Here is a 14891-nt window from a genome sequence, read left to right as displayed (position 1 = left end):
AGGGTCTTACTCGCAGCAGTCCGGCTACTAATAAATGCTCCATGCATCATCCATAATAGTGGCTGTAATCCTTCAGCTCTTTCCTTTACTTCGCCGTCCTAGCGGTGTCCAATCATCCTGAAAGCTAACAATCCTAGTTAGCGCACATCACTTGTTCCGTGAGCGGTGTCCTTTACATCGTCCTGATGCTAATCCAACCCTTTAAATCCTAAAGGTGTCCATTGTCATTCCGTTGCAGCTAACTTCCTGTTAACTGACTGTATCCCTACAATGTCCTTACGCTCCATGCTTGACTACTCAATCCTAAGTAACCAAATCTTCATCCTGAAGATAACCAAATCCTTGGTGCTTTCCTGTTCCGTGTCAGAATCCTTCCGACAAGGTTTAATTTACGCGATTTACGATTTGGGACAATAGATTTGCATCACACTTTGAATTCATAAAAGTTGTTACTTATATAAAACAACAAAAAATCAACCACTTAATCATATGCACCTCAATCTCTCTAGCGATATATTCGTGTTATCTCACAACCTTTGTAAGAGATCTCTCACAAGCTATGGGCGGTTTTATGATTCGCTATCACTCACCAGAGCGAGTAAAATGGCTGAAGACTAAAAATGGAGGTCAACATGCTGACAAAAGATGTGTCTGAAGAGTTGAAATCAGTGCTTGAAGGACTGCAAGCACAAGGGAAAGAGCCTACAGTTGCTTTAGTTAAAGCTCGTATGAGTACATCGGTTCCGATGCCCGCTTTAATCACAACCATCAAGAGCTGGAAAAGCGCGAATCGCGTTCCTAAAGTTGAAGTCGCGACACAAGAAGAGCCAGCACTCGATCGTGTTAGCCAACTGGAAAAGCAAATCCTTGAACTTACCACCCGCGTTGCCACGCTAGAAGCCAAGTTAACGGAACAATAAGTTAACTAAGCAATAAGCTAACAGAGAAATAGAACACTATGAAAATATGGGTTGATGCGGACGCTTGTCCTAAGGTTATCCGAGAAACAATCGTACGCGCAGCTGAGCGCACTGGGGTTGAATGTACCTTCGTGGCAAACCATCTGGTTCCTGTCCCTAAACGCAATAACATCCACTCAATTCAAGTCCCAAGCGGATTTGATATTGCAGATGATGAAATCGTAAAACGCACTGAACCCGGTGATCTCGTGATTACATCCGATATCCCTCTCGCCGATGAAGTGATCACCAAAGGTGGTCAAGCACTTAGCTCTCGTGGCGAGCTCTACACCAAAGAAACCATCAAAGCGCGCCTGAACATTCGTGACTTTATGGATACCATGCGTTCAAGCGGCATCCAAACGGGTGGACCAAGCGCCCTCTCACAGACCGATCGTCGTGAGTTCGCGAATCACCTTGATCGCCTGCTAGCAAAGCGCTAATCATTAAGAAACATTGATATTCGTTCATAGCCATAACCGTGAACCTGTAGATATGTTTGTCGACATACTCCGTTCTTGTTACTTAACACTTGATACTAAGTGCTACTTTAACGGAGTATTGATGATCCATCTTGTCACCATCTCTTCTTTTTAAATCATCCCAATTTTCTACACTCTTTCAGATCACTTTCCGTGATTGGTACACCATACTTTCGATCAAAAAAAACCTGCACGAGGCAGGCTTTAAAATCTAACAATATGACTTGTACTAACGTTACTACGGCGTGTAGAACGTTGCTGCACCTGGGCCTACTGGAAGACCAAATACGAACACCCATAGGTAGAACAAGATGCTCCAACCGAACATAAAGCAGATTGAGTATGGAAGCATTGTAGCAATCAGAGTACCGATACCAAGGTTCTTCATGTAACGCGTCGCTACAGCAAGAATAAGACCGAAGTAGCTCATCATTGGTGTAATGATGTTCGTCGTTGAATCACCGATACGGTAAGCTGCTTGAATCGTTTCTGGTGCGTAACCAACAAGCATTAGCATAGGTACAAAGATAGGTGCTGTTACTGCCCACTGAGCAGAAGCCGAACCGATCATTAGGTTAATGAAGCCACACATTAGGATAAATGCAAAGAACAACATTGGGCCAGTAAGACCGATATCTTGTAAGAAGCTAGCGCCACCAACAGCGATTACTTGACCAAAGTTAGTCCACTTAAAGAAAGCAACAAACTGTGCAGCAAAGAATACAAGAACAATGTACATGCCCATTGAAGACATAGACGTTGCCATCGCATTGATCACGTCACGATCGTTCTTCATTGAACCGGTAACTTTACCGTAAACAAAACCAGGAATAGCGAAGAATACAAAGATAAACGCAACAATACTCTTCAGGAATGGAGAACCCGAAACCGTACCAGACGCTGAACGTAGAACACCGTCAGCTGGAACGATAGTCCACGCTAGAAGTGCAGAAACAGCCAATACAGCAATACCTGCTAGTTTTAGACCTTTCTTCTCAACATCCGTCAGTCTGCCCATCGAATCATTTGATAAATCTTCAGAAGCTTCTTCGTCGTTGTATTTACCCAACTTAGGTTCAACAATCTTCTCAGTTACAAATGCACCTGTAATCGCGATGAAGAAAGTAGAAACAAACATGAAGTACCAGTTTGACTCAGGACCAACCGTGTAAGACGGGTCAATCATCTGTGCCGCTGTTTCTGTAATACCAGAAAGCAGTGGGTCAACCGTACCGATAAGTAGGTTTGCAGAGTAACCACCTGACACACCAGCGAATGCCGCAGCAAGACCAGCAAGAGGGTGACGACCTAAAGAATGGAAAAGCATTGCTGCTAGTGGAATAAGTACCACATAGCCAAGCTCTGATGCTGTGTTAGAGATAATACCTGCAAACACAACCGTTACTGTAACCATGCGCTTAGAAGCACCCATTACCATGCCACGCATTGCAGCAGATAGTAGACCTGAGTGTTCAGCAATCGCTACACCAAGCATAGCAACAAGTACAGTACCTAGTGGAGCAAAACCAACAAAGTTCTTAACTAAGTTAGTCACAATAAGTTGTAGACCTTCTGCGTTAAGCAGACTTACAACGTGGATCATGCCGTCAGCAGCACGACCTTTAGCACCTTCTGGTCGAGGGTCCATAACAGACACTTCGAAGTAACCAGCAATACCTGAAGTAACGAGGATTGCTAAGCAGAAGATTGCGAAAAGAGTGATTGGGTGGGGTAATAGGTTCCCCAAATATTCAACGCCATCTAAAAAGCGAGTAAAAATAGGTTTTTTAGGCGAATTGTTTTTTATTGAAGCTGATGAACTCATCAGTTCCCTCCTTGTAGTGATTCCTGTGCAATTGTGACAAAGATGTTTAAATTGCCCGCGCAGATTACTCGACAAAAGGGTCAATTAGAAATCGTAAATGTTACAAAGTGTGTAACAAGCCATTCTTTTTAACTTAATAAAAACAAAAAATTAGCAAATAACTCCAATTAAAGTATAAAAGTTAGGTTTATAATTGGTATGGATGCATTCATTCGGTTTATGCTTGCGCTTGTAAGCTATTGATAAAGTGACAAATAAAAAACGACGTACGCTAAGTGAGCACATACTCTCCTGCAAAGTTCCTCTCGAAGGAAAAGAAAAACAGACAAATGAATGAAGTTTGACTTTCCCCTCGTTTTTACACTCATGTCACATCAAATTGACTGACTATTTTTGAACCGCTTTGAATCTCGGGTTGGATTTACAGATGACATAGAGACGGCCTCTACGCTTTACTATTTGGCAATCTGGGTGACGGCTTTTCGCACTTTTCAGTGATTTCACAACTTTCATTCTATTTCGCTCCCTTACCTAATTGACCAAAACGACGAGTGAAGTTCGCAACGCGTCCCTCTTTATGTAGCACTCGCTGTTTACCCGTATAGAAAGGATGCGACTTTGACGACACCTCAATCGTGAAGTAAGGATAAGTATTTCCGTCTTCCCATTCGATAGTGCGATCTGTTTTCAATGTTGATCCGATTAAGAAGTACTCATCGACACTGGTGTCATGAAAAACCACGGGGCGGTAATCAGGGTGGATATTCGGTTTCATTGTATTTCCCTTAAATAACTAATTTGATATATTATAACATATCAAATGATAATTATTATCAAAAGAAAAACAAGTGATTTTATGATATTTTTCCGTCTTAACTGAAACCAGAGAACACCTTGCTATGTACACCATTGAACCTGTTGGCTTTATTGAGTCTCCTTATAAAGAGAAGTTCGCTGTGCCAAGACAGCCTAGGTTAGTACCCACTTCTACCTCAAGAGTCAGGCTAGTTGAAGCAGCGAACTGCCTTGAGTCTGTTCGTGATATTGAACAATTTAGTCATGTGTGGTTGTTGTTTTTGTTCGATAAGAACCTTGAAGCAGGATGGAAACCAACCGTGAGGCCACCTCGCCTTGGCGGGAACGAACGTATTGGTGTATTCGCGTCTCGTGCCACATTCAGACCGAATGGAGTGGGTATGTCCGCGGTTGAGCTCAAAGGTGTATCTCAAGAAAAGGGACAAACTTGGTTGGACTTGGGCAGTGTTGATCTCGTTGACGGCACACCGATCATCGACATCAAACCTTATATCCCCTACTCGGATTCAATTCCCGATGCACTAGGAGGGTTTGCCGCCGATGAACCAGCAGTGCTCGACGTTAACTTCTCACAACAAGCGCAAAGTAAGCTCGAAAACCACCCACAAGCACGCCATATCATTCAGGTGATCAAAGAAGTATTAGGCCAAGATCCTCGCCCTGCCTATAAGAAAGGTAAGCCTGACAACAAGGAATATGCGGTAAATTTGTTCGATCTTAACGTGAAATTCGTGGTTGAAACGCTTTTCATCAATGTAACTGACATTGAACGCTTTTGAGATCCCAAATAGGCTGATATTATATGCGGCTATATCAGATTTGCTGTTGTCATTAACCACAGCAAGTTTTCTTTTATCAATGATGAAACGGATACCATAGAATGCGTACCAGTAACTACCTTCTTTCTACTCTGAAAGAGACTCCAAACGACGCAGAAGTTATCAGCCACCAGCTGATGCTACGTGCAGGTATGATCCGTAAGCTAGCTTCAGGTTTATATACTTGGCTACCTACTGGTCTACGTGTACTGCGTAAAGTCGAAAATATCGTTCGCCAAGAGATCGATAATGCAGGTGCCGTTGAAATCTTGATGCCCGTAGTTCAACCGTTTGAGCTTTGGGAAGAGACTGGCCGTTCTGAAAAGATGGGTCCTGAGCTACTTCGTTTCACAGACCGTCATTCTCGTCCATTTGTTCTTAGCCCAACAGCAGAAGAAGTGGTAACGAGCCTAGTACGTAACGAGATCAGCTCTTACAAACAGCTACCTCTAAACCTGTACCAAATCCAGACTAAATTCCGTGATGAACGCCGCCCTCGTTTTGGCGTAATGCGTGCTCGTGAATTCTCTATGATGGATGCGTACAGCTTTGATATCGATAAAGAAGGCTTAGAAAAGTCTTACCAAGCGATGCACGATGCTTACTGTAAAGCATTTGACCGCATGGGCCTTGAGTACCGTCCAGTATTAGCAGACTCTGGCGCAATCGGTGGCAGCGGCTCTCAAGAGTTCCACGTTCTTGCTGAAAGCGGCGAAGACCTAATCGCATTCTCTTCAGAATCTGATTACGCAGCGAACATCGAGAAAGCAGAAGCACTAGCTCCAACGACTGAAGCGGCAGCGCCAACTCAAGAGATGGAACTGGTTGATACGCCAAACGCAAAAACAATCGCAGAACTTGTAGAGCAACACGGTCTAGCAATCGAGAAGACCGTTAAGACTCTATTCGTTAAAGCTTCTGATGAAGTAAATGCAGACATCATCGCGCTAATCATCCGTGGCGACCACGAGCTTAACGAAGTGAAAGCAGAGAACCTTCCACAGGTTGCTGCTCCACTAGAGATGGCTTCTGAAGAAGAAATCCGTGCACTTGTTGGTGCAGGTCCTGGTTCACTTGGCCCTGTTGGTCTAGAGCTACCATTCATCGTTGACCGCTCTGTTGCTGTAATGAGCGACTTCGGTGCTGGTGCAAACGTAGACGGTAAGCACTACTTCGGTATTAACTGGGGTCGTGACGTTGAGCTTGCTCAAGTTGAAGACCTACGTAACGTAGTTGAAGGCGACCTAAGCCCATGTGGTCAAGGTACCATCCAACTTAAGCGCGGTATCGAAGTTGGTCACATCTTCCAACTAGGTAATACTTACTCTAAAGCAATGAACTGTAACGTGCTTGGTCCTGATGGTAAGAGCGTAATCCTAGAAATGGGTTGTTACGGTATCGGTGTTTCACGTGTTGTTGCATCTGCTATCGAGCAAAACCACGATAAATTCGGTATCACTTGGCCAGACGCACTAGCACCATTCCAAGTTGCTATCGTACCAATGAACATGCACAAATCTGAGCGCGTTAAAGAAGCCGCTGAGAAGCTATACGCTGAATTAACGGCTATGGGAATCGAAGTACTATTTGATGACCGTAAAGAGCGCCCAGGTGTTATGTTTAAAGATATCGAGCTAGTGGGTATCCCTCACACTATCGTTATCGGTGATCGCAGCATGGACGAAGGTAACTTCGAATACAAAAACCGTCGTACTGGTGATAAAGAAGCAATCGCTATGGACACGGTTATCGAGCACCTTACAGCTCAACTAGCTTAGTAATCCGATTACTCGCTAGATAAACATTGAAAGGCTACCATTAGGTGGCCTTTTTTGTGCCTGTCGTTTCTCTTCAAACTCCCTTCTATTTATCACCAGAGTAAATAACGTAAGTTAATCCCCTGTTCATCTTTAAATCCGTATATTGGGTTCATCAACTCTTTAGACACGATTACATTGGAGGTATCGATGGATATCAAAAGCTTACTTAACCAAGCACTTAAGTCAGATCTAGTTAAACAAGGTACTCAGAAGCTTTCCCAAGGCTCTTCAAGTTTAAGTGGCCTAACTCAAGGCGGCAGTGGTAAGAATATCAACAAAAGCACGCTCGGAGCCTTCGGCGCAGGCGCAGTTGGCGGCGGACTCTTAGGTGCGTTAATGGGCTCTAAGAAAACCAAGAAAATGGGTAAGAAAGCCGCTGGTATTGGTGGCGCAGCGGCACTTGGCGCACTCGCTTACAAGGTCTATAACGACTATCAGTCGAAACAAGGCCAAGCACCGAATTCCGAACAAGCTCAATTTGATGAGAACGACTCAAACCATAGTGTGCTGATTCTAAGATCGATGATTGCTGCGTCCAAAGCCGATGGTCATGTCGATGAAGAGGAGATGGCAAAGATCGAGCAAGCGGTCGAAAATATGGGCGCCGATTATCAACTGACTAAATTGGTCTCTGAAGAGCTGCACAAACCACTCGATCCAAGTGAAATTGCTCAATTAGCAACGTCACCTCAACAAGCGAGTGAGATCTACTTAGCCTCTTTGATTGTAGCGGATGAGCAGAACTTTATGGAGAAGGCTTACCTCAAAGAGTTAGCAAAGCAGCTCAACTTAGCTGATGAGGTCACTTATCAGCTTGAACAGCAGATCTCTAGTTAAGCGGTAATTATCAGGCGAATCAGTAAATATCACGCTAAGTAACAAGTTAGCAAAGTGATACATTGAGCATCAACAGAATGAGATATTGAGCAAGAACAAACTAACTCTGAACTTAGTCAGATCCACTTTGTTTTTGCTTATCTCTATGTGTATATTGAGATCAGTTATCATTTGGTTAGGTATAAAAATGAAAGTATACGATTGTTGTGATTTGGTGCGTGAACTGTATTCTCAAATTGGCAGTGGCGACCAAGGCTATATCCCTAAAGCGATCACCTGCGCGGTAAAAACATTGAACGACCTTGCTGCAGATGAATCTCTTCCTAAAGAAGCAAGAGATCGTGCTGCATTTGCCGCAGCGAATCTACTGATCTCAGATTTCGAGGACTAACATGAACCTCGCTAACTTTGAAAAGATGGATCCTGTGATGTTGATGAGCATCGTCAACATGAAGCTGCGTGACGACTTCGGTGGTGATTTAGATCGAGTAGTCAACTTCTATGAAATCGACAAAGCTGCATTGACTGCAAAACTTGCGTCTGCCGGTTTTGAGTTTCTTCCTGAAGCAAAACAGTTTCGATAGTCATTTAGAACAAACTTAAATTTTAAAGGCCAACCTCTGTGTTGGTCTTTTTGTTTCTAGGGCAGGCTAAACACGAATAAACTTATTAGAAATTATCTGGTTGCGCCTATACTTTTATATTCTAGAGTCAGCCAACACTCCTTGAATCAAAGCGTGTTGTTGTATAGGCTACTCCAAACAGCATATAAAACTCATCACCAAATTCGATGATATCGAAGGACTAACAATGAAAAGACTCGGACTTTTAGCCGTTATCGCAGCCGTATTTACCGCAGGTTGTGCTTCAAATACTCAACAAGACAACTTCCGTGAAGCCTCTTTTGAGCTGTGTAATACTGAAGTCGATATCTACTCTGTAAGCCATGATGAAAGAGTACGTATCGTCTGCTCTGACGGCTCTAAATTTGCCTTAAACAGTGAAGATACGCTAGAAATTATGCGCGATATCAACATCGACTATTGTGATGGCGAAGGCTTAGGTAAATTCAACGAAAGCCGTCACTACTACTCTTTCAAGTGTAAGTCAGGCACCCTACTTAGCATTAAAAAGTAGAAGCGACACAACAAGAAAGCGATAAAACAAGAAAGCAATAAAGGGTTGATGTGAAAGCATTAACCCTTTTTAGTACCTGCCTTTCTGTATTCTCAGATAACCTAAATCTCATACCTACAGATACAAAAAAGGCCCCAAAAGGGACCTCTTAAATCAATTTTCAAAGTAGTCGTTTGAAATTCTAGGAGAGCACGCGGATCTTACGGATGTAAGTGAGCATGCTCGACAACGACTTTATTACTTACAAATACAAAAAAGGCTCCCAACAGGAGCCTTTCAAATCGTATTTTTCAATCAAATAGCTTTAGTTCAAGGAAAAGGCGCGGAGTTTTCAGCACCTTCCCCTAAAACAAAAAGGGACTCAATGAGCCCCTTTAAAAGTACTTTTCAAAGTAGTCGTTTGAAATTCAAGGAGAGCACGCGGAGCTTACGGATGTAAGTGAGCATGCTCGACAACGAAGTTCAAATTACTACGCAGAAAAATTAAGCGTAAACCGGTAGACGCTTACAGATTTCTAGTACTTTTGCTTTAGTTGCTTCGATAACAGACTCATCACCCATGTTATCTAGGATGTCACACATCCAACCTGCTAGCTCTTTCGCGTCTGCTTCTGAGAAACCACGACGAGTGATAGAAGGAGAACCGATACGGATACCAGACGTAACGAACGGGCTACGTGGATCGTTTGGTACTGAGTTCTTGTTCACTGTGATGTTAGCTGAACCTAGTGCTGCATCTGCTTCTTTACCTGTGATGTCTTTGTCGATTAGGTCAACTAGGAACAAGTGGTTCTCTGTCGAACCTGAAACGATGTTGTAACCGCGTGCTAGGAATTCAGCAACCATTGCTTTTGCGTTAGCAACAACGCGAGCTTGGTATTCTTTGAACTCTGGCTCTAGAGCTTCTTTGAACGCTACTGCTTTACCAGCGATAACGTGCATTAGAGGACCACCTTGGCCACCTGGGAATACTGCTGAGTTTAGCTTCTTGTAAAGATCTTCACCTTCGTTAGAAAGGATAAGACCACCACGAGGACCAGCAAGCGTTTTGTGCGTTGTTGTTGTAACAACATGAGCGTGTGGAACTGGGTTCGGGTAAACGCCTGCAGCGATTAGACCAGCAACGTGAGCCATATCTACGAAGAAGTAAGCGCCTACTTTGTCAGCGATTTCGCGCATGCGCGCCCAATCACAAACTTGAGAGTAAGCTGAGAAACCACCGATGATCATCTTAGGTTTGTGCTCGATAGCTAGCGCTTCCATCTCTTCGTAATCGATTTGGCCTGCTTCATCGATACCGTAAGGAATGATGTTGTAAAGCTTACCAGAGAAGTTTACTGGAGAACCGTGAGTTAGGTGACCACCGTGTGCTAGGCTCATGCCTAGAACAGTATCGCCAGCATTCAGTAGTGCCATGTATACAGCGTTGTTTGCTTGAGAACCTGAGTGAGGTTGTACGTTCGCGTATTGAGCGCCAAACAGTTCACATGCACGTTCGATTGCTAGAGTTTCAACTTTATCTACGAACTCACAACCACCGTAGTAACGCTTACCAGGGTAGCCTTCAGCGTATTTGTTTGTAAGTTGAGAACCTTGAGCTTCCATTACACGTGGGCTTGTGTAGTTTTCTGAAGCGATAAGTTCGATGTGCTCTTCCTGACGAAGAGTTTCTTCTTGGATAGCTGCGAATAGGTCCGCATCGTAATCAGCAATGTTCATGTCACGCTTAAGCATCTGTATCTCCTGACTCAGATTGTACTGAAAGTTTCAAAAAAACCACACAACGACCGAAAGCAAACGTTTCCGTCACCGTTTTGATGTGACGCATTCTACATAATTTGATCTAGGTCATAAAGAGCTAATTGCAATTTTATCATGCAGTTTTTTCATAATCACAATAAGATTCATCATGGTTATTGAGCCTATCCAACCAAAGATGACGCTTACTGTCAATTTTACGCTTTACACCCTGTAAAACGCAGATTACATAGGTTTACCTTAATTTTGCACCTCAAGCTACCGAAAGCTAAGGTTTTTCTCTACTATGCACGCCTTTATTGGTTAGGTAATTATAAAAACGATGGAAAAACACTCACGTAAAGAAGATTGGGTAGCCATTCTTACTGGCACGTTTTTAGTGGCGTTAGGCGTCTTCTTTTTACAGTCAGCAAATCTGCTTACCGGTGGTACTACTGGCTTGGCTCTGCTTTTGAGTCAATTCTTACCTGTAACCTTTGGTATTTTGTACTTTGTTGCCAACTGTCCATTCTATTTATTAGCTTGGAAACGATTTGGTCGTAGCTTTGCCATTAGCAGTGCAATTGCTGGCGCTTTAGTGTCGGTGTTTGCTGATCATTTATACTTAGTGATCTCGCTAGAAGTTCATAACGAGATCTACTGTGCTGTTGCCGGTGGCCTGTTAATGGGCTTAGGTATGCTTATCCTATTCCGTCATCGCTCGAGCTTGGGTGGCTTCAACGTATTGTGTTTGTTTATCCAAGACCGCTACGGCATATCAGTAGGAAAAACTCAGATGTGCATTGATGCTTGTATTCTGTTTGCATCCTTCTTCTTTGTATCACCTTGGGTGATTGCCGTATCTGTATTAGGCACCGCAGTATTGAACATCGTATTGGCAATGAACCACAAACCAACTCGCTACTCGGTGAATTACGCGTCTTAGCGTTCATTACCTGCTCTGTCGTTACTGGTACTCGATACGCAAGCTTTTCGCAAGCAAACTCGAGGCACGATAAATCCATACATCAGTAAAACAAAAAGGCTTTGGGAAGCACTCCAAAGCCTTTGTAGAGGCCTAATTCTTAAGGGGAATAGAATTAGGCTTATAGAAACAAGGCTAATCTTCAATCAAGAGAATACGAGTCTCGTAAGGTCGTAGCACTTGATGATGAGACGTAACTAAACTCTCGTTCACCTGATAATTGGATAACAGGCTCTTAGCCTTCATCATCTCAAAACGCTCAGGTAAAACGCACTCTGTTTCTTCGCCATAATAGTTGTTAATACACAGCAAAGTTTGACCTTCGTTCTCACGTGCATACGCAAAAATGGATGAGTGTTCAGGCAATAGATCTTGATAACTGCCATCCGTAATCACTGGCACTTGTTTACGTAACTCAATCAAACTCTTATAGAAATAGAAAACAGAGTCTTTGTCTTCAAGTGCTTGCTCAGTGTTAATCTCAGAGTAATTATTCGCTACATCAAGCCATGGCTGAGCTTGTGAGAATCCTGCGTAAGGCTCACTGTTCCATTGCATTGGTGTACGAGAGTTATCACGAGACTTCTGCGCTAAAATCGCCATCATATCTTGATGAGCTACACCATCACGGTTCACCATGATGTCGTACATATTGGTACTCTCAACATCACGATACTGGCTAATTTCAGTATAGCCAGGGTTGGTCATGCCAATCTCTTCACCTTGATAGATGTAAGGTGTGCCTTGCATCATATGCACAGACGCGGCAAGCATCTTGGCTGATTCAACGCGATATTGCTGATCGTTACCTAAGCGGCTCACCACTCTTGGTTGGTCGTGGTTACACCAGAATAGTGCGCCCCACCCTTTGCCGTTCAATCCCGTTTGCCAGTGATTGAAGATCGATTTGAGCTGTAAGAAGTCAAACGGAGCATTAGTCCACTTCTCACCATTGGTGTAGTCGACCTTAAGGTGGTGGAAGTTAAACACCATCGATAGCTCGCTGTTATCAACGTTTGAGTATTGCTGACAATGCTCCAACGTGGTTGAAGACATCTCGCCTACGGTCACGCTACCGTATTTTTGGAATACTGCTTTGCTGATCTCTTTCAGATATTCGTGCACTCGTGGGCCATCAGTGTAAAAACGACGGCCATCACCGATATCATCATTAGGAAAGTCTTGCTGCTTCGAAATCAGGTTGATCACATCCAAGCGGAAGCCATCAACGCCCTTCTCTGCCCAAAAGCTGATAACGTCTTTCACTTCTTCGCGTACAACTGGGTTCTCCCAATTGAGGTCAGCTTGTTCTTTGGCAAATAAGTGCAGGAAATATTGCTCAGTGGCTTCATCCATTTCCCATGCATTACCACCAAACTTCGACTGCCAGTTGGTTGGTGCTTGGCCTTTCACAGGGTCTTTCCAGATGTAGTAATCGCGGTATGGGCTGTTTTTGTCACCCAAAGCAGACTGAAACCATTCATGCTCTGTTGAAGTATGGTTGACCACAATATCCATCACGATGCGAATGCCACGTTGGTGCGCTTCAGACAGCAATAAGTCGAAGTCTTCCATGGTGCCGAATTGAGGATTAATCGCGTAGTAGTCTGAAATATCGTAGCCATTATCGATCATAGGAGATGCGTAAACAGGGGTTAGCCAAATCGCATCCACGCTCAAGTTTTTGAGGTAATCCAGTTTCGAAATGATCCCTTTGATATCGCCAGTACCTTTACTGCCACTGTCACAAAAGCTCTTTGGGTAGATTTGATAGATGGTTGCGGTTTTCCACCAGCTTTCATCATGTTCAGTCATCGCCATCTCTAACACTCACTTACCAGAAAATATAAATAAAAAATCACCATGCTCACATGGTCGAATAGCCGTTATAACTAAGAGAAAAAGCTATAACTAAGAGAAAAGCGATGACTCAATTGAATCATCGCTTATTAAATGCATTACGCGTTGGCGGTTTCTAGCTCGCCTTTCATCTGTGCTCGTTTATAGAAGAACAATGTCAGCGTTATCGGCAGTACAACCGCCACCAGCATCGCGACTAAGTAAATCGACCAATATTGAGGTTGAATCGATAAGATACCCGGTAAGCCACCAACACCGATACCATTCGCCATCACACCCGCGCTACCACAGATTGCAGCCGCTGCGGCACTGCCGATCATTGCGCTCAGCATTGGGAATTTGTATTTAAGGTTGATGCCGTACATCGCTGGTTCCGTCACACCTAAGTACGCAGAGATTGCCGCAGGTACCGAGATGTCTCGTTCGCCTTCGCGCTTACTCAAAATGATGATGCCGACAACCGCTGAAGCTTGTGCAATGTTTGATAGCGCAATCAAAGGCCAGATTGGTGTGCCACCTAAGTCTTGCATCAGTTGTAGATCCACAGCGTTGGTTGTGTGGTGAATACCTGTAATAACCAAAGGTGCATATAGGAAGCCAAAGACCACTGAACCAAGAATCGCGAAGTCACCTGTCATTGCCACTTTGGCAGCGAATGCCACACCATCACCCAACATACGACCGAATGGACCAATAAAGGCGTGAGCCAAAATCACAGACAAGATGATCGAGACAAATGGCACGACAACAAGATACAGATAAGAAGGAACAATGCGCTTAAGGTTGGTCTCAATGAAGGCCAGAGCCACACCTGCTAACATCGCAGGGATCACCTGAGCTTGATAACCGACTTTCTCAATCACGAACAAACCAAAGTCCCACACCTCAGGTACCGATTTACCTATCATGTAAGCGTTCATCAATTGTGGGGAAACCAAGGTCACACCGAGCGTGATGCCCAAAATAGGGGTTCCACCAAGCTTCTTAACCGTTGCCCAACACACACCAACTGGTAGGAAGAAGAAAATCGCTTCGCCAATCAACCATAAGAAAGAATGAACGGTTGCCCAGAACTGGCTGATCTCAACCAAGGTTTTGCCGTCGAACATGCGAATGTCGCCAATCACATTACGGAAACCAAGAATCAAACCACCCGTAATAATGGCAGGTAGCAGTGGTACGAAAATTTCGGCTAAATGGGAGATACCACGCTCAAGGAAATTCATGTTTTGACGAGCAGCCAACTTCGCCTCATCTTTTGATGATGCATCTTTACCCGTTTGCTCAATCAGAAGTGCGTACACCTCATCAACCTCGGTGCCAATAACCACTTGGAATTGACCTGCGTTAGTAAAGCAGCCTTTTACCAGCTTAAGTTTCTCTAATTCTGCTTTGTTCGCTTTTTCTGTATCATTCAATACAAAACGCAGTCGAGTCAGACAATGGCTGACACTCGCAATATTCTCTTTGCCACCGACTAACTCGATAAGACGCGCAACGTCTTGCTTCGCTATCTTACTCATACTACCCCACCCTGGTTTCATTCAATTACTCACCTAAACCATGCAGCGATAACCACTCGGATTTAGATTGATGGGAACATTCCCATTTACCG

Annotated in this window: 15 protein-coding genes; 9 read left to right on the top strand and 6 right to left on the bottom strand. The window is 43.9% G+C overall.

What is annotated here, in order from left to right; genetic code table 11:
- The first annotated feature begins 632 nt into the window (after positions 1-632).
- Both ACED59_RS02795 and ACED59_RS02790 read left to right on the top strand, forming a co-directional pair.
- Entirely contained in the window at positions 633-920 is a 288-nt protein-coding gene (locus ACED59_RS02795) for a hypothetical protein (RefSeq protein ID WP_009847428.1), read from the top strand.
- A gap of 38 nt (positions 921-958) precedes the next feature.
- Positions 959-1402: a YaiI/YqxD family protein gene (locus tag ACED59_RS02790; protein ID WP_009847429.1), complete on the top strand. Its 444-nt coding sequence runs from the start codon at positions 959-961 to the stop codon at positions 1400-1402.
- A gap of 277 nt (positions 1403-1679) precedes the next feature.
- Here the strand turns inward: ACED59_RS02790 and ACED59_RS02785 are convergent, their stop codons facing one another.
- The 3 genes from ACED59_RS02785 to ACED59_RS02775 form a co-directional block, all read right to left on the bottom strand.
- Positions 1680-3266 (bottom strand): AbgT family transporter, encoded by a 1587-nt coding sequence (locus ACED59_RS02785; protein WP_009847430.1) that lies wholly within the window; start codon positions 3264-3266, stop codon positions 1680-1682.
- 387 nt (positions 3267-3653) lie between these two features.
- Positions 3654-3779 (bottom strand): type B 50S ribosomal protein L36, encoded by a 126-nt coding sequence (gene ykgO, locus ACED59_RS02780; RefSeq protein WP_009847431.1) that lies wholly within the window; start codon positions 3777-3779, stop codon positions 3654-3656.
- Position 3780: 1 nt separating this feature from the next.
- A complete protein-coding gene (locus ACED59_RS02775; protein WP_009847432.1) occupies positions 3781-4041 on the bottom strand; it encodes a type B 50S ribosomal protein L31 in 261 nt (86 codons plus the stop codon).
- 124 nt (positions 4042-4165) lie between these two features.
- Between ACED59_RS02775 and tsaA the strand changes: the two genes are divergently transcribed.
- From tsaA to ACED59_RS02745, 6 genes are all read left to right on the top strand, one after another.
- A complete protein-coding gene (gene tsaA, locus ACED59_RS02770; protein ID WP_017096805.1) occupies positions 4166-4861 on the top strand; it encodes a tRNA (N6-threonylcarbamoyladenosine(37)-N6)-methyltransferase TrmO in 696 nt (231 codons plus the stop codon).
- A gap of 101 nt (positions 4862-4962) precedes the next feature.
- Positions 4963-6678, top strand: a complete 1716-nt coding sequence (locus tag ACED59_RS02765) for a proline--tRNA ligase (protein ID WP_017096804.1) — start codon at positions 4963-4965, stop codon at positions 6676-6678.
- 189 nt (positions 6679-6867) lie between these two features.
- Positions 6868-7557, top strand: coding sequence for a tellurite resistance TerB family protein (locus ACED59_RS02760; protein WP_017096803.1), 690 nt, complete (start codon positions 6868-6870; stop codon positions 7555-7557).
- A 187-nt stretch (positions 7558-7744) separates the two neighbouring features.
- Complete coding sequence (locus ACED59_RS02755) at positions 7745-7948, top strand: YaeP family protein (protein WP_009847436.1); 204 nt, start codon at positions 7745-7747, stop codon at positions 7946-7948.
- Between the two features lies 1 nt (position 7949).
- Positions 7950-8141: a DUF4250 domain-containing protein gene (locus ACED59_RS02750; protein ID WP_009847437.1), complete on the top strand. Its 192-nt coding sequence runs from the start codon at positions 7950-7952 to the stop codon at positions 8139-8141.
- A gap of 226 nt (positions 8142-8367) precedes the next feature.
- The gene (locus tag ACED59_RS02745; protein ID WP_009847438.1) at positions 8368-8694 is read left to right on the top strand and encodes a hypothetical protein; all 327 of its coding nucleotides are present in this window, start codon (positions 8368-8370) and stop codon (positions 8692-8694) included.
- Positions 8695-9177: 483 nt separating this feature from the next.
- On the opposite strand, the gene glyA is transcribed toward ACED59_RS02745, so the two are convergent.
- Positions 9178-10428, bottom strand: coding sequence for a serine hydroxymethyltransferase (gene glyA, locus ACED59_RS02740; protein ID WP_017084166.1), 1251 nt, complete (start codon positions 10426-10428; stop codon positions 9178-9180).
- Between the two features lie 346 nt (positions 10429-10774).
- On the opposite strand from glyA, the gene ACED59_RS02735 reads away from it, so the two are divergent.
- Entirely contained in the window at positions 10775-11377 is a 603-nt protein-coding gene (locus ACED59_RS02735; protein WP_017096802.1) for a YitT family protein, read from the top strand.
- 174 nt (positions 11378-11551) lie between these two features.
- Here ACED59_RS02735 and treC read toward each other — a convergent pair whose 3' ends face one another.
- On the bottom strand, positions 11552-13237 hold the full coding sequence (treC, locus tag ACED59_RS02730; RefSeq protein ID WP_032499607.1) for an alpha,alpha-phosphotrehalase: 1686 nt from the start codon (positions 13235-13237) through the stop codon (positions 11552-11554).
- Between the two features lie 137 nt (positions 13238-13374).
- Positions 13375-14799, bottom strand: a complete 1425-nt coding sequence (treB, locus tag ACED59_RS02725; RefSeq protein ID WP_032499611.1) for a PTS trehalose transporter subunit IIBC — start codon at positions 14797-14799, stop codon at positions 13375-13377.
- Positions 14800-14891 lie beyond the last annotated feature (92 nt).

It is taken from the genome of Vibrio sp. FF266, assembly GCF_041439695.1.
Classification (GTDB): domain Bacteria; phylum Pseudomonadota; class Gammaproteobacteria; order Enterobacterales; family Vibrionaceae; genus Vibrio; species Vibrio tasmaniensis_A.
The sequence above is the reverse complement of the archived record's forward strand: the minus strand, read 5'-3'. Positions and strand labels throughout refer to the sequence as shown.